Source organism: Anaeromyxobacter paludicola, assembly GCF_023169965.1.
GTDB lineage: Bacteria > Myxococcota > Myxococcia > Myxococcales > Anaeromyxobacteraceae > Anaeromyxobacter_B > Anaeromyxobacter_B paludicola.
This window is the reverse complement of sequence record NZ_AP025592.1, coordinates 3765216-3785289: the sequence shown is the minus strand read 5'-3', so window position 1 is coordinate 3785289 and position 20074 is coordinate 3765216. Positions and strand designations below refer to the sequence as shown.

The window sequence follows — 20074 nt, the reverse complement described above, 5'->3', positions numbered from 1 at the left end:
CCTCATTGACGGCGGCGGCCGCGGAGGGGCATAGGCCGCGGGTGCGCGCACCGTCTCCCCGCCGGCTCACCCTCCTGCTCGGCGCCCTCTCGGCCATCGGCCCGCTGTCGATCGACATGTACCTGCCGAGCTTCCCGAGCGTGGCCCGCGCCCTCGGGACGAGCGTGGCCGCGGTGCAGCTCACCCTCGCCACCTACCTCGCCGGCCTCGCGATGGGGCAGCTCGCCTACGGTCCGCTCTCGGACCGCTTCGGCCGGCGCGCCCCGCTCCTCGCCGGGCTGGCGCTCTACGCGGCCGCCGGGCTCGCCTGCGCCGCCGCCCCGAGCCTCGCCTTCCTCGCCGCCGCCCGCTTCGTCCAGGCGCTCGGCGGCTGCGCCGGGCTCGTCATCGCCCGCGCGGTGGTGCGCGACCGCTTCGACGTGCGCGACTCGGCCCGGCTCTACGCGTCGCTGATGCTGGTGATGGGGGCGGCGCCCATCCTCGCCCCGCTCCTCGGGGGACAGCTCCTGCTCCTCGGCGGCTGGCGCGCCATCTTCGGCGTCCTCGCCGCGGCCGGCCTGGCCCTGGCCGCGATGGTGGCGCTGGGGCTGCCGGAGACGCTCCCGCGCGAGCGCCGGCAGCGGCACGGCCCCGGGGAGATCGTGCGGGCGCTCGGGGAGGCGCTGTCCCACGGCCCCTTCGTGCGGCTCTCGCTCGCGGGCGGCGCCGTCCAGGCCGCCATGTTCGCCTACATCGCCGGCTCGCCGTTCGTGCTCATCGAGCTCTTCGGGATCCCGCCGGCCCGCTTCGGCCTCGTCTTCGGCGCCAACGCCTTCGGGATCATCGCCGCCTCGCAGCTGAGCCGGTTCCTGGCGGCCCGGCGCGGCGTGATGCCGCCCCTGCGGGCCGGGGTCGCCGCGGCGGTCGTGGGCTACGGGGCGCTCTTCGCCGCGGTCCACGCCGGCGGCGGGCTCTGGCTCGTGCTGCCGGGGTTGTTCCTCGGCGTCGCCTCCTACGGCCTCGTCGCCCCGAGCGCCACCGCGGCGGCCATGGAGCACTTCGAGGCCCGCGCCGGGAGCGCCTCGGCGGTGCTCGGCGTGCTCCAGTCCACCGCCGGCGCCCTCGCCGCCACGGCGGTGAGCGGGCTCGCCGACGGCACCGCCCGGCCGCTCGCGGGCGTCACCCTCGCCTGCGCGCTCCTCGCCGCCGCCCTGCTCTGGGCGGAGGGGGTCAGCGCGTCGCGTCGCCGCGCCGGTACTCCCGGGTGAGGTCGTCGAGCCGCGCCAGCACGTCGGCCGGGAGCGTCGCCTCGGCCGCGGCGAGCGACGGCCCGAGCTGCTCCGGCCGGCTGGCGCCGATGATGGGCGCGGTCACCACCGGATTGGCGAGCACCCAGGCGACCGCCAGCGTCACGAGCGGCATCCCGGCCTGCGCCGCGACGCCGGAGAGGGCGCCCACGGTCTCGAACATCCGCTCCTGCCAGTAGCGCTCCTGGTAGAGCTTCGCCGCCGTGCCGAGGGTGAAGCGCGAGCCCGGGGGCGGGCCGCCGTCGCGCCGGTGCTTGCCGGAGAGGAGCCCGCCGGCGATGGGGTTGAAGGGGATGACCGCCAGCCCCTCCTCGCGGCAGAGCGGGAAGAGCTCGCGCTCGAACTCGCGGAAGAGGAGGTTGTAGCGCGGCTGCACCGACGCGAAGCGGACCAGGCCGAGCGCGTCGCTGCGCCCGAGCGCCCGCGCCGCCTGCCAGGCGAGGAAGTTGGAGCAGCCGACGTACCGCGCCTTGCCGGAGCGGACCACGTCCTCGAGCGCGCGGAGCGTCTCGTCGATGGGCGTCGCCGGGTCGGGCTGGTGGAGCTGGTAGAGGTCCACGTGGTCGGTGCGGAGCCGGCGCAGCGAGGCGTCGATGGCGTCGAGCACGTGCTTGCGCGAGTTGCCGCGGTCCCAGGGGCGCGCCGACATGGGGCCGAAGCACTTCGTGGCGAGCACGAACTCGTGCCGGCGCCCCTCGAGCCAGCGCCCCACGATCTCCTCGGTCCGGCCGGCGGTGGCCGGCGTGCCGCCGAGCGGGTAGACGTCGGCGGTGTCGAGGAAGGTGACCCCGCCCGCCGCCGCGGCGTCGAGGATGGCGCGCGAGGTCGCCTCGTCGCACTGCCCGCCGAAGGTCATGGTGCCGAGGCAGAGCCGCGACACCTGGAGCCCCGTGCGGCCGAACTGGACGTGTTCCATCTCTCTCCTCCTCCCGGCGCGCGGCGCCGGCCCGTGGTTCAGGTCCCCTGGTCGAGGTCGAGCTCGAGCCAGACCAGCACGCCGCGCCGCTCCACCCGCAGCACGCCGCGCCCGGCCGGCCGCAGCGCCGCGAGCGCCGCCGCGAGCTCGTCCACCGAGGCCACCGGCGTGCGGTTCACGGCGTGGATGACGTCGCCGGCCTCGAGGCCGGTCTCGAGCTCCGCCGCCGCGAGCGTGCGCGCCGCCACCACCACGCCGGCCGGCTCGCGCAGCGGCGGCAGGAGCGCCCGCACGCGGTCGTCGAGCGTGACCCCGAGCACCCCGAGCGGCGCCACGTTGCGCGTCGTCACCTCCGGCCCGCCGAGCAGGTCGGCCGGGTGGCTCGACTCCGCGCCCACCACCTTGAGCTCGAGCCGCTCCTTGCCGCGCTGGATCGAGAGCGCCACCGGCGAGCCGGCCGGGTGGAGGTAGAGGGCGAGGTTGAGCGCCGGCATGCCGTCCACCGGGCGGCCGTCCACGGCCCGCAAGAGGTCGCCGCCCGCCACGCCGGCCCGGGCCGCGGGCGAGCCCGGCACCACGTCGGAGACGAGCACGCCCCAGTCCTGCGAGAGCCCCAGCCCGGCCGCGAGCCCCGGCGTGATCTCCTGCGAGGAGACCCCGAGCACGGCGTGGTGCAGGTGGCCCATCTTGCGCAGGGCGTCGGTCACCACCCGCACCACCGACGAGGGGATGGCGAAGCCGAGCCCCTCCGAGCCGCCCCCCTTGCTGAGGATGCTGGTGTTGATCCCGACCACCCGCCCCTCGGTGTCCACGAGCGGGCCGCCGCTGTTGCCGGGGTTGATGGGGGCGTCGGTCTGCACGAACACCTGCGGGCGCGACGGGTCGGGCGTGCGCGCCACCGAGGAGATCACGCCGAGCGTGACCGAGTTGGCGAGCCCCACCGGGCTGCCGATGGCGAACACCAGCTGGCCGGGGCGGACGTCGCGGTCGGAGAGCGCGACGTACGGCAGGTCGGTGGCGTCGATCTTGAGGAGCGCGAGATCGACCTCCGGCTCGGCGCCGACCACCCGCGCCACGTACTCGCGCTTCTGCGGGCGGGTCCGCCCCTCGCCGGCGGGCGCGAGCAGCACGCGGATGCGCCGGGCGCCGGCCACCACGTGGGCGTTCGTGACCACGTAGCCGCTCGGATCGACGATCACGCCCGAGCCGATGGCCCGCCGGAGCACCACCATGCCCGGGTCGGAGCCGCCGTACCCCGTGACCTGGAGCTGCACCACCGCCGGCGCGACCTGGTCGGTCACGTGGACGAGCGCGGCGTCGAGCCCGCGCAGGAGCTCGGCCCGGGCCGGAGACGGGGCCGGGGCCGGAGCGGCCGCGAGGAGCAGGGAGGCGAGGACTTGGCTGCCGATCATCTCCGCTCCACCCCCGGGCGCGGGCCCGGTTAAGCCGGGCGGGCGCCCTTCACGCCAGCGCGTCGGCGGCCCAGCCGGCCAGGAAGGGCGCCTCGGCGGCCACGTCGAGCAGGTACACCTTGGAGATCCGGCCGCGCTTCACGAAGACCACGTCGGCGAGGGAGATCGCCGCGGCGGCCCCGGCCCCGAGCACCGCCACCTCCCGCGGCGGGCGCCCCCGGAGGCCCGCGACGAGCAGCGTGGCGCCGACCACGGCGATGAGCCCGCCGATGGTCTTCACGAGCCAGTCGTCCTCCTTGGGCCCGGTGACCGCCTCGAAGCTCCGGTAGTGGACGAGGGGCCAGAGCCCCGTCGCGAGCCAGAACGCCCCCTGCCCCAGCGCCGTCGCCCGACCGACCGTCCCGCTCCGCATGGAGAAGGGTGGAGGCGGGACGGAGCGCGCGGCAACTGCCGCGGCGCGCGCCGGGGCCCCGGCCGGAAAGCGCGCCTCAGCGGGCCGCGGCGCGCGGCTCGAGCAGCGGGAGCACGTCCTCCACGCGCAGGACGGGGACGTCGGAGAAGCCGGCGTCGCAGCGGAGCCGCTCGACGATGGCGGTCGGCGGCGCGGCCGGGGCCGGGCCCACGAGCACCAGCATCGGCCGCTCGGCCGCGAGCGACTGGAGCGCGGAGGCGGCCGTGGGACAGAAGCGCACGTCGGAGAAGCCCCCCACCTCCCGCAGCGCCTTCGCGAGCGCCGCGTCGTCGGGCCCCACCACCAGGACCAGCTCCGAGGCGTCGTCGTCCGGCATGGGATCCTCCTCTCTGGAGGGAGTGACGTCCAAGAAGCGCGCCAGCCGTGCCTCGCCGGCGCCGGCGCGCGGCCGCGCTCGAAACCCCGGGAGTCCGCCCGGTTGGCGGTGGGGGCGGGCGGCGGCCCGCCGGCGTGGCCTGTCGCTTTTCGTCACCCTGCACCCGCGTGCCGACACTCCGTGCATGTCGGGCGGGGTGGGCGGGCTCGCCCGCCCGGAAACGCGGGGGGCGCGCGGGTCTCCCCGTGCGCCCCCCCAGGCCGCTTCCGCGCCGGCTAGTAGCCGCCGTCGCGAGAGCTCGAGCTACCCGAGCTCGAGGAGCCGCTGCCGCTCGTGCCGGACGAGCCGGACGTGCCGCTCCCCATGCTCCCGCTCGAGCCCGACGTCCCGCTCCCGCTGGTGCCGGTGGACCCCGAGGAGCCGGTGCCGCTCGTGTCGCTCGACGAGCCGGTGCTGCCGGTCCCGCTGCTCCCCGTCCCCATGCTGCCGGAGGAGGAGCCGGTGCCGCTCGTGTCGCTCGAGGACCCGGAGCTCCCGGTGCCGCCGTAGCTCGAGCCCGTGCCCGAGCTGCTCGAGCCGGTCCCGGTGCTGTCGCTGGTGTTGCTGCCGCCGGACGAGCCCATGCCCCCGCTCGTCCCGCCGGTGGAGCCGGTGCCGGCGCCGCCGGAGCCGCTGCCGCTGCCTCCGCCGCCGCCGCTCTGCGCCAGGGCCGGCGCGCTCGCCAGCAGTGAGATCGACGCGAAGACGGCCAGCGCACGCTTCAGGTTCTTCATGATCCTACCCTCCTTGGTCGGTTGAACTCGGGTCCAAAGCTGGGGCGCCGCCCCTCCCCGCACAACCCGCGATCCGGCGGGAGCGTCCTCGCGCCCGCCTGGGCGTCTACTGCTCCCCGGGAGGCTTCCGACTACAGTGCGCCCAGCCGAGCATGGCCTCGATGGAGGGCCTGCTCTCACCTCGACGCACATGCCCACGCTCCCGACCTTCCTCCTGCTCGCCGCCCTCTCCGCCAGCGCCGCCGCGCCCTCGGCCGCGCCGGTCCCCCCCGCGCCCGCGCCGGTCGCCGCCGGCCCGGCCGCGTCGCCCTGCGACGGCGCCTGGAGCCTGACCGACGCTCCGGAGTGTGGCGACGCGCCCCTGTGCGGCCAGCGGCAGCGGGTGGAGCTCGCCTGCCAGGTCCGGGACGCGCTGGAGAAGCGGTACGTGTTCCTGCCGGTCAAGGCGCAGCTCCTCAGCCGCGCCGGCGGGCCCCGCTTCGACGCGCGCCGCGCGCTCGACGCCTGCGTGGAGGGCGAGCGCGCCGTCGCGCGCGAGGACGACCCGACCCGCTTCTACGACCGCATGCGCCAGTGCGTGGCCTCGTTCCAGGACGGCCACCTCGAGCTCTCCGCGCCGGCCCGCCTGCCGCAGGTGGCCCTCGGCATCGGCCTGCGCCGGGTGGAGGGGCGCGTCTACATCGCCAACGTCGAGCGGAAGCTCGTCGCCTACCTGCGCACCATCTCCGCGGTCCGCGACCTCGACGAGCTGCTCGCGCCCGGCACCGAGGTGCTCGCGGTGGACGGCCGCCCGGTGGGCGAGGTGCTCGGGGAGCTCGCGCGCTACATCCCGGCGAGCTCCGACGGCGCCCGCCTGGAGCGGGCGGTGGACGCGCTCACCCGCCGCGACTTCGACTACCCCCAGCGCCACGCCGCCACCCTGGTGCTCTCCCTCGGCGGGAAGCGGCGGACCCTGGAGCTGCCCTGGTGGGCCTCGCCCGACGCCGAGTCGCACGTGATGACGCAGGCCTGGATCCGGCGCACCGGCGTCGCCACCACCGAGCTCCTCGACTGGCGCTACGACCAGGGCCGGAACAGCTGGGACCGCGACGCCGGCTCGGCCCAGGGCTGGCTGCGCACCGACGCCATCCTCGGGGCGCGCGACGCCGCCTCGCTCCGCGAGTACACCGACGACGCCGGCCGCCCCGCGGCGCGGCTCGGCGAGGTGGTGCGCCGGCGCGACCGGGCCTTCTGCTACGCGCAGCTCCTCACGTTCCACACCGAGAACCTCTCGTCGGCGGAGGGCCGCCAGCCGTTCACGGCGGTGCTGCAGGGCTTCCTGAAGCAGTGCAAGGACAAGCAGCTCGACCTCGTGCTCGACCTGCGCCAGAACGGCGGCGGCTACATCTCGCACTCGAGCGCGCTCGTGGCGATGCTCGGCGAGGGGCAGAAGGCCTACCCGGGCGGCGCCCTCCTCGTCCGCGCCAACACCCTCAACCAGCTCGTGTACCAGCAGCGCGCGCCGATGCTGGGCGGCCTCCCCGCCCGCACCGACGACGCCTTCGAGCCGCGGCGCGTGGCCGAGGCGATCGGCGCCGCCCGCCGCGCCCACCAGGACTACACGCCGACGCTGCTCGAGCACCCGGTCCACGCCGACGGCGTGGTGGGCGGGTACGACGGCAAGGTGGTGGCCCTCACCGCGCCCACCTGCATGAGCGCCTGCGACCGCGTGGCGGCCCTGCTCCGCGCCTCCGGGCGGGCGGTGCTGGTGGGCGAGCCGACCGAGGGCGCCGGCGGGAGCCAGCAGGAGGCGCAGAACCTGGCCGCGCGCTGGACCGATCCGGAGGGGCTGGTCGCGGTCTCCATCCCCAACGCCGCCATGGGCGTGCAGGCGGGGCTGCCCGTGGACGGGGTGCGCCGGACCGACCTCGCCGCGGCCGAGTTCTTCTCCGGCCTCTCCTTCGAGAACCGGCCGGTCGAGCCGGACGTGCCGTACTCCCCGACGCTGCGGGACCTCGCCGGGCACAACCGGGGCTGGCTGGAGCGGGTGGAGGCGGTCCTGTTCGGCGGCCGCTGAGCCCTCAGCCCAGCGCCGCGTCGATCCGCGCGAGCACGGCGTCGTCGAGCGCCACGCCGGAGGCGCGGGCGTTCTCCGTCACCTGCTCCGGGCGCGAGGCGCCGATGATGGCCGCGCTCACCTCGGGCCGCCGGAGCACCCAGGCCAGCGCGAGCTGCGGCAGCGTGAGCCCGCGCTCCGCGGCGATGGCGCCGAGCCGCTGCACGCCCGCGAGCACCCGGTCGTCGAACCGCCCCGCCAGGAACCCGCCCATCTGCGGGCTCGCCATGCGCGAGTCGGGCGGGGGCGGCTCGCCGGGCCGGTACTTGCCGGAGAGGACCCCCTGCGCGAGCGGCGACCAGACGATCTGGCCGATGCCCTCGCCGGCGCAGAGCGGGAAGACCTCCGCCTCCGGCGCCCGCCAGAGGAGCGAGTACTGCGGCTGGCTCGAGACGAAGCGGGCGCCGGGCAGCGCCAGCGCCGCGCGGATCTGCTCCGGGCTCCACTCCGAGAAGCCGACGTAGCGGGTCTTGCCCTGCTCCACCGCCCGCGTGAGCGCCGCCAGGGTCTCCTCGAGCGGCGTGCGCGGGTCGTACCGGTGGCACTGGTAGAGATCGACGTGGTCCACCCGCAGCCGCCGGAGCGAGGCCTCGAGCTGCTTCTCGATCTGGTGCGCCGAGAGCCCCGAGTCCTGCGGCGACATGGGGAAGTAGACCTTGGTCGCGAGGACGTACCGGTCGCGCGGCACGTCGCGGAGCACCTCGCCCAGGAAGGACTCGGCGGCCCCGAGCGCGTAGACGTTGGCGGTGTCGATGAAGTTGATCCCGGCGTCGAAGGCCGCCCGCACGCAGGCCTCGGCCCGCTCGCGCGGCACGCCGCCCCCGTAGGTGAGCCAGGAGCCGAGGGCGATCTCCGAGACGGTGAGGTCGCTCCGGCCGAGCTTGCGGTACTTCACGGGCCACCTCCGGAAAGGGCCGGGGAAGCGATCATCTTAACGCCGTCGTGGACCGCCGCGCCGGGCGATGTTTCAATCGCCCGCATGGCCGACCTCAGCCGCCGCCGCTTCCTCTCCTCCGCCGCGCTCCTCGCCGCCGCCGGCAGCCTGCCGACCCCCGCCGGCGCGGGCGCACCCGACGCGGCGACCCCGCCCGGGCCGCCGCCTCCGCCGCCCCCCGGCGCGTTCGGCACCGGGGCCGCCGCGCCCTCCGACGTGACGGTGGCGACCATCGCCGAGGCGGAGAAGCTGGCGCGGGTGGCCTACCGCCCCGAGCAGCGGCTGCTCCTGGTGGAGAGCCTGGGCGACCAGCTCTCCTGGCCGCTCAAGCTGCGCAAGGTGCCGCCGCCGCTCACCCTCGCGCCCGCCTCCGCCTTCAGCCCGCTCCTGCCGGGGGTGAAGGCGCCGCAGGGGCGCTCGAGGCTGGTGCGGCCGCCCGCCGGGACCGCGCCCGTGCCCGACCGCGACGAGGACCTCGCCTTCGCGCCGGTGTCGGACCTGTCGCGCTGGGTGAAGGCCCGCCAGCTCAGCAGCGTGCGGCTCACCCGCGTCTACCTCGACCGGCTGCGCCGCTTCCAGCCGCGGCTCCTCTGCACCATCACCCGCACCGAGGAGCTGGCGCTCGCCCAGGCGGCGCAGGCCGACCACGAGCTCGCCGCCGGCCGCTGGCGCGGCCCGCTCCACGGCATCCCGTACGGCGCGAAGGACCTCCTCGACACCGCCGGCATCCCCACCACCTTCGGCGCCGAGCCGTTCCGGGACCGCGTGCCCGACCACGACGCCGCGGTCGTCGCCCGCCTCCGCGAGGCCGGCGCGGTGCTGGTGGCGAAGCTCTCCCTCGGCGCGCTCGCCATGAACGACGTCTGGTTCGGCGGGCAGACCCGGAACCCGTGGCTGCCCGTCGAGGGCTCCTCGGGCTCCTCGGCCGGCCCCGGCGCGGCGGTCGCGGCCGGGCTCGTCGGCTTCGCCGTCGGCTCGGAGACGCTCGGCTCGATCGTGTCCCCGTCGATCCGGTGCGGCGTGACCGGGCTGCGCCCCACCTTCGGCCGCGTGCCCAGGACCGGGGCCATGCCGCTCAGCTGGTCGCTCGACAAGCTCGGCCCCATGACCCGCACCGTGGAGGACGCGGCGCTGGTCCTGGCCGCGCTCAACGGGCGGGCGGCGGGCGATCCCGGCTCGGTGACGGTCCCGCTCCAGATGGACCTCGCGCGCGGCGCGAGCGGGCTCCGCGTCGGCTACGACCCGGCCTGGCTGGAGGAGAAGGACGCGGTGCCCGAGGACCGCGCCGGCCTCGAGCTCCTGCGCGCCGCCGGCGCCGAGCTCGTCGAGGTGAAGCTGCCCGACCTCCCCTACGACGCCCTCCTCCCCATCCTGCTCGCCGAGTCGGCCGCCGCCTTCGAGGAGCTCACGCTCACCCACCGCGACGACGCGCTCGCGATGCAGGTGGCCGACGCCTGGCCCAACACCTGGCGGGCGGCGCGCTTCATCTCCGCGGTGGACCTGGTGCAGGCCGACCGGCTCCGGCGCCGCGTCATGGAGGCGATGTCCGCCCTCTTCGCCAAGGTGGACGCGCTCGCCGGCCCGGCGCTGGCGGGGCCGATGCTCGTCGTCACCAACTACACCGGCCACCCCTCGCTCACGCTCCGGACCGGCTTCCGCCGGATCACCGAGGTGCGGAGCGACTTCGCGGTGAAGGAGCCGGCGAAGCTGCCCGCCCCGGCGCGGGTGCCGCACGGGATCTCGCTCTGGACGCGCCCCTTCGACGAGGGGACGCTCTGCCGGCTCGGGCTCGCGCTGGAGCGGCAGGCCGGGGTCTGGCGCGAGCGGCCCCCGGTCTCCTGAGCCCCGCCCGAAGCCTGCCGGCGAGGAGGCCTACGCCGGCGGGGGCACGCCGAACTCGGGGGCCGGGAGCTTCGCCCCGAGCTGCCCCTCCAGCCGCTCCGCGATCCAGCGCCGGATCGAGACGAGGTGCTGGTCCTCCTCGGCGAGCGCGCGGGAGAAGCGGCTCGCGAGGTCCTCCTGCCCCATGGCCTCGGCCATGGCGATGAGGAGCTTCCAGCCGTCGTTGTCGGCCAGCTCCGCCGTGAGGAGCGCGTCGAGGCACTGCGTGAGCGTGGTCCGGGGGTCGGTCACCACGGACACGAGCCCCGTCGCCTGCACGCCCGCGAGGTCGGCGCTGGGGGTCAGCGCGGTGGGGTCGCCCCCGAGCTTCTCGATGGCCTCCCTCACCGTCCGGAAGTGGGCCTGCTCCTCGTCGCGGAACCGGCGCACCCGGTCGGGCGACAGGCTGCCCTTGCCGAGGTGGGCGGCCGGCATCTTCGCGAGCACCGCCTCGTAGAGCCGCACCCCGGTCCGCTCGAAGGCGAGCCGCTCGCCGAGCTTGTCGAGGAACACGGTCGCCTTCTCGCCCTGCAAGGCCTCGAGCGCGGCCTTGGCCATGCCCTTCACGCTCCCGGGTGGCGGCATGGTGCCGACCGGGGGCGCCGCCTCGGACAGCTCCACCCGCGCCATCGCGAGCCCGGAGGTGTCCACCATGGCGCCGGGCACGGCGGCGGTGTTCTCGAGCATCTCCTTGGTCCGGAGCGGGGCCGACCGCGTCCCGGTGCGGTTCCGTCCGAGGTCGGTCGGATCGGACGGGTGCTTCGGGGTCCTCGCCATGTCGTCTCCTCCCGTCAGTGCAGCGCCGCCGGCTCGGCGACGAGCTCCGTCCCGGGCCGCCACGCCCAGCCGCGCGCCACCGCCTCCGACGGCGAGCCCTGGGCGTTGAGCCGCGAGCGGAGCGCGCGCGAGCGCTCCGGCTCGCGGGCGCTCGGGACGAAGCCGGTCCCGTCGCGGCGCAGGTCCTCCTCGCGCGCGAGGGTCTCGCGCACGAAGTCGCGGTGGCCCTCGAACTTGATGGGATCGGGGAGCGCGCGCGGGATGACGAGGAACGGGTCGCGCGCCTCCAGCCGCTCGAAGGCCTCGCGCGCGGCGGCGAGGTGCCCGAGCTCGTAGTCGAGGAAGCGCTCGAAGATCGCCTTGAGCCGGGTGTCGGTCTCGTCCTGCGCGCAGCTCCAGTAGTTCCAGACCTCCGTGGCCTCGTGCAGGAGCCAGCGCTCGAGCCAGGTCTCGGCCGGATCGGCGAGCGACTCGTACTGGGTCACGTGCTGCTCCTCGACCGAGGCGATCTCGGCGTAGAGCTGGCGGGCGATGGGGTCGGCGTAGAGCGGTCCGACGTGCATGTAGAAGTCGTGGGTCTGGTACTCGCCCGCCACGAGCGTCAGGGCGTTGAGCTTCGAGAGGGGGTGGGCGCTCCGCCGGTCGTACGGGCGCGCCAGGTCCTCGTCGGGGTGGCGGTGGTGATCGCGGGTCGGGCGGCCGGGGCGCACGTCGGTGTAGCCCTGGAGGAGGTTGTTGGCGTCCTTCCCCTCGAGCCGGTCGAGGAGCGCCGCGTAGCGGTACAGGTGGTCGAAGTCCTCGAGCAGGCCGAACCGGTAGACCTGGGCGAGGTACGGGTCGGGCTCGTGCTTCGCGAGGTGGGCGGTGACCTCGATCGCCACCTGCTCGTAGCCGATGGTGGTCTCGAGCGGCGACTGGTCGGCCGGGTTGAGCCAGTTGACGAGCGTCTGCTGGTGCTGCTCGGCGCGGCGCACCAGGGCGAGGGTCCGGCGCAAGCCAGGGTCGCTCGCGCGCGCCAGCAGGTGCGAGAAGCGGAGGGCCTCGGACTCGACCCCGTTCATCAGGATCACGCGGACTCTCGAGAAGGCGTCCGCGTCGAGCTTGGAGTACGGCAGGCCGGCGAGGTCCTTCCAGTCGAACTGCTGCTGCGCCTCCACCGCCACGCCGCGCTCGCTCGTCAGGTCCAGGCTCACGTTCGCACCTCCCGGGGTCAGGGAAAGCTGCGCAGCGGGAGGTGCGGCGGGGAGCCCCCGCGGCGAGTCAGTGCAGGTGGCGCCCGGGTCCCTCCGCCCGCGGCCCCTGCGCGCCCTGCCGCTCCTCGGGCCGGATCGCGGGCCCGGCGGCGCGGGGCCTGCCGAGCGCGGCGGCCGGGACGCGGAAGCGCCAGGTCTCCCCGCGCGCGAGGTACTCCACCACGCAGGGGAGCTCGGCCGCCCGGGCCGCCCGCATGAAGTCGGAGAGCGGCGACTTGAAGACCGGGTAGTCCCCGTAGTGGATCGGGATCACCACCTCCGGCCGGATGATGCGGATCGCCTCCACCCCCTGCGCGGCGTCCAGGGTGACGAGGACCCCGAGCACCCGCGCGCCGCCGAGGTGGAAGAGCCCCAGGTCCACCTGCGGGTAGCGCTCCGGGATCCGGCGCAGGTCCTCGTGCACCAGCGTGTCGCCCGAGACGTAGGCGCGGAAGACGGGGCGCTGCCCGGCCCGGCTCCACTCGAGCATGCTCCCCATCACCGGCGGGAGGAGCGCGGAGGCGACCGCCGGCCCGTGCCGCGCGGGCATGGCGCTCACCCGGAGCCGGGCGTCGCCCTTGCGGAGCTCGGCGGCGTCCCAGGTGTCGAGGGCCACCGTGCGCGTGAAGCCCTGGCGCCGGAGGCCCCGCGCGGCGTGCGGGGTGGTGAGGATCGGCAGCCCCTTCGGCAGCCGCCTCGCGGCCACCTCGTCCCAGTGATCGCCGTGCAGGTGCGACAGGAGGCAGGCGTCGAGCGGAGGCAGGTCGTCGATCTCGACCGCCGGGTTGGTGAGCCGCCGGGAGCGCATCCCGTAGCCGAGGTGCGCGTGGTCGCCGGCGTGGAGGAAGTTCGGATCGGTCAGGAGGGTGAACCCGGCGTACCGGATCACCGTGGTGGCGGTCCCGACGAAGAGGATCGATCCCTCGTCGTAGTCCGGCGAGCGCTCGCCGGCCTGCAAATCGATGTCGTGGGTTCTGGGCATGGCGCGTACCTTGCGGCCAAGCTATCCAGCCTTCGGGTGTCCCGCGACACACGGCCAGCCGCCTCCCGGCCGGCTCCGCGGCGAGAGGACGGGAGATGGCGAGCAGCTACCACGTGTTCGAGGCCGCGGCGCAGATCGAGGAGGTCTGCGCGCTCATGTACCGCGAGGCGGCCCGGCGCTTCGCCGACCAGCCCGGCGCCCAGGCGATCTTCCGCCAGCTCGAGGAGGAGGAGGAGCAGCACGCCCTGCGCGTGCACCTGCTCGCCGCCCGCTACCGCGACGACGCCTCGCGCTTCGACGGGGCGTCGCTCCCCGCCCTGCGCGAGCTCGAGGGGCTCGCCGAGCGCGCCAACCGCGAGTACGCCGAGCTGCGCGCCGGCCGCTGGCCGGAGGGGCTCGCCGCCGTGAAGGACCGGTTCAGCGCCCTCGAGCACGTCTTCGCCGGGATGCACGCCCAGTTCCTGGCGCCGGGCGTCGCCCCCGAGATCCACCTCTTCTTCTCGCAGCTCGCCGAGCAGGACGAGGCCCACGCCCGGCTGCTGCGCGATCCCTGAGCGCAGGAGGCGGGCGAGGTGACCGGCGGCGCGCGCCGGATCACCCCGCCCGCCGCGCGCCTACTGCACCTTCGCGCCCTCGGAGTACTTCACCGCGACGTCGGGCAGCGCGCCCAGGCCGGCGTCCACGAAGCCGGGCACCGCGGAGAGATCGAGCCCGAGCGCCGCCGACAGGTCGAGGTTCCCCGGGTCGGAGATCACGGCGAGGTACTCGCGCACCTGCAGCGGCTTGAAGACGTACTTGCGGGTGGCGTCGGCGGCGTCGGTCACCTGCGTGCCGTCGGGGATCACCACCACCTTGCCGGCGAGCTCGGGCGTGAGCAGGAAGCCGTCCTTGCGCAGGTCCTGGTAGACGTCGGGGAGCCCGTTCACCCACGACCCGTCGAACTGGAGCGCGTAGGTCTTGGTGACGCCGGCGTGGTTGGCGAGCGCGACCCCGGTGAACCGGAGCGGGTCGTCGAGGAGCTGGTAGGCGCCCCCGGCGGCGAGGAGGAACTGCTGCCCCTGCGGGCCGTTCCCGCCGTCGTTCGGGTTCGGGTACTCCCAGTTGTACTGCACGCCGGTGGGCTGGCCGCCCTGCAGCGCCGCGAGCCCCCACTGGCCGGTCTTCACCACGTCGCCGGCCTTGGCGCCGGCGGTGGCGTCGGCCTGGCCGACGGTGAGGTACACGAGCTTCATGAAGCTCGGCGAGGCCGCGTCGGTGACGAACTGGAAGGTGGAGCCGCTCGTCCCGCCCATCTGCTGCTGGAAGGTGGTGCCGGCCGGCACGAAGGTGGCCGCGTTCACCGGGTTGGCCACGCTCTGCAGCTCGATCCGGACGTCGTAGGTGGCGGCGGCGGTGCGCTTCACCACGTAGTTCGCGCCCGGGTTGTTGATGTAGTACTCGCGGCCGAGCTCGAGGACGTACGGGTGGTCGCCGGTGGCGGCCGGGGCGAAGGTCGGCGTGTAGGTGCTCGGGTCGAAGGAGACGAGCGTCTTCTGCACCCAGCTCGTGCCGTCGAACGAGATGTAGATCGACCCGCTCACGTTGACCCAGAGCTGCGCGCCCGCCGTCGGGGTGAAGGCCACGCCGGTCGAGACGGCCGGAGCGCCCATGCCGCCGGTGGCGTAGTAGAAGCCGGCGCCGGACGGGCCGGCCGGGTCGTACACCAGGTTGCGCGGCTGCATGGCGGCCTGGTCGAAGTAGCTGACGTTCACCATGCGGCGGGTGTCGCCGGGGCTCACCACCAGGCTCTGGAAGTCGGTGAACGGCCCGGAGCCGGCGCCGCAGGCGGGCGGCTGGACGGAATAGTCGGGGTTGACGCAGCTCTGCCACTGCGTCCCGTCGAAGCGCAGGTTCTGGCTCAGGTTCACCCAGGTCTCGACCACGAGGTCCTTCACGTCCTGCACGTCGGCCGCGACGAGCGTCCGCTTCACCAGCGTGCCGGTGAAGACGGGCGACACGGTGAACTGCTGTACCGGCTGGCCCGAGGCGCGATCCTGCCGGGTCACCACCGTGCCCGCGGGGACGGCGGCGCCGTTGGCCCAGAGCTGGTGGCGGCCCTGCCAGGCGCCGTAGTAGCCGTACTGCGGGTTGCCGCTGGCGTCGGTGAACTGCACCGGGAAGCCGAAGGCGTGGGTGCGCGCCACGTCGGCGCCGCTCGCGGCGTCATAGAGGCCGTAGCGGTTCACGAGGTCCACCACGTTGGTGCGGTCCTTGAAGACCACGGTCGCGCCCTGCTTCAGGGCCACGTGGTCGGCGTCGTACACGTAGGCGACCGCGACCGGGGTGGGCGTGCAGTCCGGGCTGTTGCAGCTCGAGTAGTCGGGGTACACCACCTGCCCGTAGCCGGCCGCGTCCGACTTGTGCAGCACGCCGCGGGTCTCCTTGCCGGTGGCCTCCACCTCGTGGAGCATCACCACCGAGCCGCCGGTCGCGTCGCGCGCGGCCGAGGCGGCGAAGTAGCGGGTGCCGGTGTCGTCGAACTTGGCGTCGAGCGTCCAGACGCCGTAGTCGGCGTAGGAGCCGTCGGCGCGCTGCGTGGGGGCCTCGTAGATCCGCAGCCCCACCTTGATGAGGTGCAGCAGCCCGTCGCCCATCTGCTGCTTCATCCAGATCCGGACCACGTTCACCGGCTTGCCGCCCTCGGTGGTGAGCGACGAGTCCACCACCCAGGGGTTCACCTGCTTCTGCTGCGAGTCGCCGTGGTCCTCGACCCAGCTCACCATCGCGCCGTAGGGGCCGCTGCCGACGTTCTCGGCGTCGGCGTAGTGGGTCTGGCCGAGGGCGTTGAAGATGGTGTTGAGGATGTCGAACTGCGACAGCGCCGGCTCGTCCACGGACTTCACCGTCCGGGCCGCGCCGTAGTCGGTGGAGGCGTCGAGCGGCTGCGCCGCCAGGGCCAGGCGCGAGGCCGAGGCCGAGCCGGTCGCGGTGCGGGTGGGCAGGGCGGAGATCTCCCGCGGGAGGGCGATGCCGGCCGTGCCGCCGGTGCCGCCGCCCGGCGTGCCGCCGGGGGTCTTGGCGCCGCTGCTGCCGCCGCAGCCCGCGGCGAGGAGGGCCGCCGCGAGGCAGCCCGCGGTGGATCGTCTGGTCGTCATGTCTTCGTCCGGGGTTCGAGTGGGAGGTCCGGGTCCGCAGGGAGCACGCCCCGCGCCAGCGGCGCGCGGGCCGGGTTCCGCGCGGTTGCGCCGGCTCCGCCCGGTGCCGGCCGACCCCCCCGTCGCCCCGCCCGGTGCGCGAAGGGCCCGGAATTGCTCGAAAGCGGGCGTTTGGTGGCGCCGACCTCCCCGGTCCGCCCGACCGCCCCTCGACCCGGGGACTACCGGACCGCGCCCGACTCCTCGACCAGCACCGAGCGCGGGAAGCCGCCGTAGTTCTCCTGGCAGCTCGCGGCGGTGCCGCGCACCCAGAGGCTCACCGCGTGGGAGCCCGCGCCCACGCGCTCGAAGAGCGTGGTGACCGCGACCGCCTGCGCGGTCGCCGCGCCGCCCGACGGGACGTAGGCGATGGCGCGCCCGCCGCCGCCCTCGGCCTGGCCGTCGGGGCGGTCGTCGATCCGGAGCTGGAAGTCGCAGAACGTGCCGGGCTGGCCGGAGGCCTCGACGTGGGAGCTCCAGACGAGGAGCAGGCTCGAGCGGTCGTGCTGCTTCGAGAACCGGCCCAGCCCGCGCAGCTTCCGGTAGTTCGGGCTCACGTTCTCGGCCCAGGCGTCGTCGAGGTAGTCGAGCCGCGTCCGGTGGGGCGCCGAGAGCGCCGGGCCGGCGTCCACCGCCTGCTCGAGCGCCGCGACCCGCTCCTCCGCCTTCGCCGCCCGCTCCTCGCGCGCCTGCGCGGCGGCGCCGAGCGCCCCGAGCGCCTGCTCCTGCCGCAGCGAGGCGGCCTCCACCGCGCCGTGCCGCTCCTCGAGCGCGCGCAGCTGGTGGGAGAGCTCGGTGAGCGCGCCCTGCACGTCCTTCGCCTGGAACCCGGCGTCGGGCGCGAGCGGCACCTCGACCGCGGTGGCGCGCGGCCCCGGCCGGAACGCGACCGCCGCCGCGATGGCGGCGGCGGCGAGGGCGAGGGACGCGGCGGCGGCGGGCTTCACGCGGTGGACCTCCGAGCCGCGGATGAGAGCACGAAGGCGGGGCCCGCGTCGAGCGCCCGCTCCCCCGCCCGGCCCGGCCGCTACGCCGTCGGCTGCGGCACGTCGATGTGGAGCTCGACGCGGCGGTTCTTGGCCCGGCCGGCGGCGCTGCCGTTGTCGGCGATGGGCTGCGTCTGGCCGCGGCCGAGGGCGGTGATCTGCGCCGGCTGCACGCCGCGCCCGACCAGGACCTCCTTCACCGCCTGCGCCCGGCGCTCCGAGAGCTGCTCGTTGGTGGACGCCTTGCCGGTGTTGTCGGTGTGGCCGACCACCTGGACGCGGTCGTCGGAGTACTTCGCGAGGATGTCGCCCACCTTCTCGAGCTGGGCGATGGCGGCCGGCTTGAGGATGGCGCTGCCGGTGTCGAAGAGGATCTCGCTCTTCATGTTCACGAGCACGCCGTTCTCGGTGCGCTTGGTCTCGGCCACCTCCTCGAGCTCCTTCGCCTGCTTGTCGAGGTAGAGGCCGACCGAGCCGCCGGTCAGCGCGCCCACGCCCGCCCCGATGGCGGCGCCCTTCCAGCCGCCGAGGAGCGCCCCGATGCCCGCGCCGGCGGCGGCGCCTCCGCCCGCGCCGATCGCGGTGCGCTTGCCCGCGGTCGCGCAGGCGGTGAGCGAGAAGGTGACCAGGAGGGCGGCGGCGGCGATTCGGGCAGGCTTCGTCATTCGAGTCACGCTCCGGCGGGGGTGGAGGGTTCGGCTGGACGCCTAGATGCCACCGGCGGGCGCCTGATGCAACGGCGAGCGAGCGAGCGCCCGCAAGGGACGCGGAGCGCTCCGGCGCGCGCCGCCGCGCGCCTAGCTTTCGGGGATGAGGCTCGCGAACCTGCTGCTGGGCCGCGCCATCCCCGACCGGGCCGCGGGGCAGGAGAGGATCGGGCCGCTCGCCGGCGTGCCGGTGCTCGGGCTCGACGCCCTCGCGAGCGCGGCCTACGGCCCCGAGGCGGCGCTGGTCCTCCTCACCGCCGCCGGCTCGGCCGCGGTCGGCCACGTGGTGCCGGTCACCGCCGTGATCGTGGCGCTCCTGGTGGTGGTCGGGGTCTCCTACCGGCAGACCATCTCCGCCTACCCGAACGGCGGCGGCTCCTACACGGTCGCGAAGGAGAACCTGGGCGAGGGCGTGGGGCTCCTCGCCGCCGCCTCGCTGGCCGTGGACTACCTCCTCAACGTCGCGGTCGCGATCTCGGCCGGAGTCGGCGCGCTCGTGTCGGCGGTGCCGGCCCTGCACCGGCACCTGCTCCCGCTCTGCCTGGCGCTGCTGGCCCTCCTCACCGTGGTGAACCTGCGCGGCGTCCGCGAGGCGGGGCTCGCCATCCTCGTGCCCACCTGGCTCTTCGTGGCCTGCCTGCTCGGCGCGGTCGGGCTCGGGATCGCGCACCTCGTCGCGGCGGGCGGGCACCCGGCGCCCCTCGTCCCGCCGCGCCGGCTGCCGGCCGCCGTCGAGCCGCTCGGGCTCTGGCTCCTCCTGCGCGCCTTCGCGAGCGGCTGCACCGCCATGACCGGCGTGGAGACGGTCTCGAACGGCGTGCCCATCTTCCGCGAGCCCCGCACCCGCGAGGCGGGCCGCACGCTCGCGACGATCGTCGCGGTGCTGGTGGCGCTCCTCGCCGGCGTCGCGGTGCTGGCCCGCGCCTACGGGATCGGCGCCACCGACGCGCGCGAGCCGGGCTACCAGAGCGTCCTCTCCCAGCTCGTCGGCGCCGTGGCCGGGCGCGGCGTCTTCTACGGCGTGACCATGGGGGCGGTGGTGGCGGTGCTCTGCCTCTCGGCCAACGCGAGCTTCGCCGGGTTCCCGCGCCTCTGCCGCGTGCTCGCCCAGGACCGCTACCTCCCGGAGGCGTTCGCCCACTCGAACCGCCGGCTGGTCTATGGCACCGGCATCCTGCTCCTCGCCGTCCTCTCCGGGCTCCTGCTCGCCGGCTTCGGCGGCATCACCGACCGGCTCATCCCCCTCTTCGCGGTGGGGGCCTTCGGCGCCTTCACGCTCTCCCAGGCGGGCATGGTGCGCCACTGGAAGCGCCAGGGCGGGCGCCCGGCCTCGCTGGCGGTCAACGCCGTGGGCGCGGCCGCGACCGGGGCCACCCTCGTCGTGGTGGCCGCCTCGAAGCTCCTGGAGGGCGCCTGGATCTCGATCCTCTGCGTCGGCGCCCTCTGGGCGCTCTTCCGCGCCGTGCGCCGCGCCTACGACCGGGCCGAGGCCGCCACCTGCGACGAGGCGCCGCTCGAGCTCGGCGCCCGCCGGCCGCCCCTCGTCCTGGTGCCGGTGAAGAAGCTCGACAAGGTGACCCGCAAGGCGCTCCGCTTCGCGCTCGAGATCTCGCCGGAGGTCCGCGCGGTCCAGGTGCTCGCGCAGGGCTACGAGCGCGAGGACCTGACCGGCCGCTGGGAGGCGCTCGTGGCGGGGCCGGCGCGGGCGGCCGGGTTCGCGCCCCCGCGGCTCGAGATCGTCCGCTCCCAGTACCGGCGCATGGTGGCGCCGATCGTGGATCACGCGCGGGCGCTCGCCGCGACCGACCGCGAGCGGTTCGTCGCGGTGCTCGTCCCGGAGCTCATCGAGAAGCGCTGGTACCATTACCTCCTGCACAGCCACACCGCGACGGCGCTCAAGGTGGCCCTGCTCTTCGAGGGGGGGCCGCAGGTGCTCGTGATCGACGCCCCCTGGTACCTGCGCGAGCGGCGGCGGGGTGCCCGGCAACCCTTGCCGGGTGACCCCGGGGCGAGCCGGACCGGAGGCAAAGGTCGGGAGACGGCTCCGGATCGCCCACATCCCCGCTACGCCTGAATCCGGCCGGATTGCCTTGGGTTGGCGAGCCCGAAGGGCCGCGGCGCCCGGCCACGGG

Annotated in this window: 18 protein-coding genes; 7 read left to right on the top strand and 11 right to left on the bottom strand. The window is 75.4% G+C overall.

Translation table 11 applies throughout. From position 1 onward, the window contains the following. Window positions 1-41 precede the first annotated feature (41 nt). On the top strand, window positions 42-1247 hold the full coding sequence (locus AMPC_RS16915) for a multidrug effflux MFS transporter (protein WP_248342592.1): 1206 nt from the start codon (window positions 42-44) through the stop codon (window positions 1245-1247). Here AMPC_RS16915 and AMPC_RS16910 read toward each other — a convergent pair. From AMPC_RS16910 to AMPC_RS16895, 4 genes are all read right to left on the bottom strand, one after another. Further along, complete coding sequence (locus AMPC_RS16910) at window positions 1210-2202, bottom strand: aldo/keto reductase (RefSeq protein WP_248342591.1); 993 nt, start codon at window positions 2200-2202, stop codon at window positions 1210-1212. The genes AMPC_RS16915 and AMPC_RS16910 overlap by 38 nt on opposite strands. 38 nt (window positions 2203-2240) lie before the next feature. Next, complete coding sequence (locus tag AMPC_RS16905; protein WP_248342590.1) at window positions 2241-3614, bottom strand: S1C family serine protease; 1374 nt, start codon at window positions 3612-3614, stop codon at window positions 2241-2243. A gap of 49 nt (window positions 3615-3663) precedes the next feature. Then, window positions 3664-4026, bottom strand: a complete 363-nt coding sequence (locus AMPC_RS16900; RefSeq protein ID WP_248342589.1) for a hypothetical protein — start codon at window positions 4024-4026, stop codon at window positions 3664-3666. Between the two features lie 76 nt (window positions 4027-4102). Beyond that, entirely contained in the window at window positions 4103-4402 is a 300-nt protein-coding gene (locus AMPC_RS16895; RefSeq protein WP_248342588.1) for a hypothetical protein, read from the bottom strand. A 333-nt stretch (window positions 4403-4735) separates the two neighbouring features. Between AMPC_RS16895 and AMPC_RS16890 the strand changes: the two genes are divergently transcribed. The 3 genes from AMPC_RS16890 (at window position 4736) to AMPC_RS16880 (ending at window position 7231) form a co-directional block, all read left to right on the top strand. Continuing rightward, window positions 4736-4951 carry a hypothetical protein gene (locus AMPC_RS16890; RefSeq protein WP_248342587.1) on the top strand — a complete coding sequence of 72 codons (216 nt, stop codon included), beginning with the start codon at window positions 4736-4738 and terminating at the stop codon, window positions 4949-4951. 9 nt (window positions 4952-4960) lie between these two features. Continuing rightward, window positions 4961-5200: a hypothetical protein gene (locus AMPC_RS16885; RefSeq protein WP_248342586.1), complete on the top strand. Its 240-nt coding sequence runs from the start codon at window positions 4961-4963 to the stop codon at window positions 5198-5200. 165 nt (window positions 5201-5365) lie between these two features. Further along, window positions 5366-7231 carry a S41 family peptidase gene (locus AMPC_RS16880; RefSeq protein WP_248342585.1) on the top strand — a complete coding sequence of 622 codons (1866 nt, stop codon included), beginning with the start codon at window positions 5366-5368 and terminating at the stop codon, window positions 7229-7231. A 4-nt stretch (window positions 7232-7235) separates the two neighbouring features. Here AMPC_RS16880 and AMPC_RS16875 read toward each other — a convergent pair whose 3' ends face one another. Continuing rightward, a complete protein-coding gene (locus tag AMPC_RS16875) occupies window positions 7236-8165 on the bottom strand; it encodes an aldo/keto reductase family protein (protein WP_248342584.1) in 930 nt (309 codons plus the stop codon). An 84-nt stretch (window positions 8166-8249) separates the two neighbouring features. Between AMPC_RS16875 and AMPC_RS16870 the strand changes: the two genes are divergently transcribed. Continuing rightward, the gene (locus tag AMPC_RS16870; RefSeq protein WP_248342583.1) at window positions 8250-10046 is read left to right on the top strand and encodes an amidase; all 1797 of its coding nucleotides are present in this window, start codon (window positions 8250-8252) and stop codon (window positions 10044-10046) included. A 30-nt stretch (window positions 10047-10076) separates the two neighbouring features. Here AMPC_RS16870 and AMPC_RS16865 read toward each other — a convergent pair whose 3' ends face one another. The 3 genes from AMPC_RS16865 to AMPC_RS16855 form a co-directional block, all read right to left on the bottom strand. Continuing rightward, window positions 10077-10862 carry a ferritin-like domain-containing protein gene (locus AMPC_RS16865; RefSeq protein WP_248342582.1) on the bottom strand — a complete coding sequence of 262 codons (786 nt, stop codon included), beginning with the start codon at window positions 10860-10862 and terminating at the stop codon, window positions 10077-10079. 14 nt (window positions 10863-10876) lie between these two features. Continuing rightward, the gene (locus AMPC_RS16860) at window positions 10877-12055 is read right to left on the bottom strand and encodes a hypothetical protein (protein WP_248342581.1); all 1179 of its coding nucleotides are present in this window, start codon (window positions 12053-12055) and stop codon (window positions 10877-10879) included. A gap of 67 nt (window positions 12056-12122) precedes the next feature. Next, a complete protein-coding gene (locus AMPC_RS16855) occupies window positions 12123-13076 on the bottom strand; it encodes an MBL fold metallo-hydrolase (protein ID WP_248342580.1) in 954 nt (317 codons plus the stop codon). A 95-nt stretch (window positions 13077-13171) separates the two neighbouring features. Between AMPC_RS16855 and AMPC_RS16850 the strand changes: the two genes are divergently transcribed. Continuing rightward, complete coding sequence (locus tag AMPC_RS16850; protein WP_248342579.1) at window positions 13172-13630, top strand: hypothetical protein; 459 nt, start codon at window positions 13172-13174, stop codon at window positions 13628-13630. 60 nt (window positions 13631-13690) lie between these two features. Here AMPC_RS16850 and AMPC_RS16845 read toward each other — a convergent pair whose 3' ends face one another. The 3 genes from AMPC_RS16845 to AMPC_RS16835 form a co-directional block, all read right to left on the bottom strand. Beyond that, complete coding sequence (locus AMPC_RS16845) at window positions 13691-16210, bottom strand: hypothetical protein (RefSeq protein WP_248342578.1); 2520 nt, start codon at window positions 16208-16210, stop codon at window positions 13691-13693. 221 nt (window positions 16211-16431) lie between these two features. After that, entirely contained in the window at window positions 16432-17196 is a 765-nt protein-coding gene (locus AMPC_RS16840) for a hypothetical protein (RefSeq protein ID WP_248342577.1), read from the bottom strand. 80 nt (window positions 17197-17276) lie between these two features. Then, the gene (locus tag AMPC_RS16835; protein ID WP_248342576.1) at window positions 17277-17900 is read right to left on the bottom strand and encodes an OmpA family protein; all 624 of its coding nucleotides are present in this window, start codon (window positions 17898-17900) and stop codon (window positions 17277-17279) included. A 145-nt stretch (window positions 17901-18045) separates the two neighbouring features. Between AMPC_RS16835 and AMPC_RS16830 the strand changes: the two genes are divergently transcribed. Further along, window positions 18046-20016, top strand: a complete 1971-nt coding sequence (locus AMPC_RS16830) for an APC family permease (RefSeq protein ID WP_248342575.1) — start codon at window positions 18046-18048, stop codon at window positions 20014-20016. Window positions 20017-20074 lie beyond the last annotated feature (58 nt).

Coding starts and splice junctions, on each gene's coding strand:
- AMPC_RS16910 (WP_248342591.1), bottom strand. CDS start 2,202: ATGGAACACGTCCAGTTCGGCCGCACGGGGCTCCAGGTGTCGCGGCTC.
- AMPC_RS16905 (WP_248342590.1), bottom strand. CDS start 3,614: ATGATCGGCAGCCAAGTCCTCGCCTCCCTGCTCCTCGCGGCCGCTCCG.
- AMPC_RS16900 (WP_248342589.1), bottom strand. CDS start 4,026: ATGCGGAGCGGGACGGTCGGTCGGGCGACGGCGCTGGGGCAGGGGGCG.
- AMPC_RS16895 (WP_248342588.1), bottom strand. CDS start 4,402: ATGCCGGACGACGACGCCTCGGAGCTGGTCCTGGTGGTGGGGCCCGAC.
- AMPC_RS16880 (WP_248342585.1), top strand. CDS start 5,366: ATGCCCACGCTCCCGACCTTCCTCCTGCTCGCCGCCCTCTCCGCCAGC.
- AMPC_RS16870 (WP_248342583.1), top strand. CDS start 8,250: ATGGCCGACCTCAGCCGCCGCCGCTTCCTCTCCTCCGCCGCGCTCCTC.
- AMPC_RS16865 (WP_248342582.1), bottom strand. CDS start 10,862: ATGGCGAGGACCCCGAAGCACCCGTCCGATCCGACCGACCTCGGACGG.
- AMPC_RS16855 (WP_248342580.1), bottom strand. CDS start 13,076: ATGCCCAGAACCCACGACATCGATTTGCAGGCCGGCGAGCGCTCGCCG.
- AMPC_RS16850 (WP_248342579.1), top strand. CDS start 13,172: ATGGCGAGCAGCTACCACGTGTTCGAGGCCGCGGCGCAGATCGAGGAG.
- AMPC_RS16845 (WP_248342578.1), bottom strand. CDS start 16,210: ATGACGACCAGACGATCCACCGCGGGCTGCCTCGCGGCGGCCCTCCTC.
- AMPC_RS16835 (WP_248342576.1), bottom strand. CDS start 17,900: ATGACGAAGCCTGCCCGAATCGCCGCCGCCGCCCTCCTGGTCACCTTC.
- AMPC_RS16830 (WP_248342575.1), top strand. CDS start 18,046: ATGAGGCTCGCGAACCTGCTGCTGGGCCGCGCCATCCCCGACCGGGCC.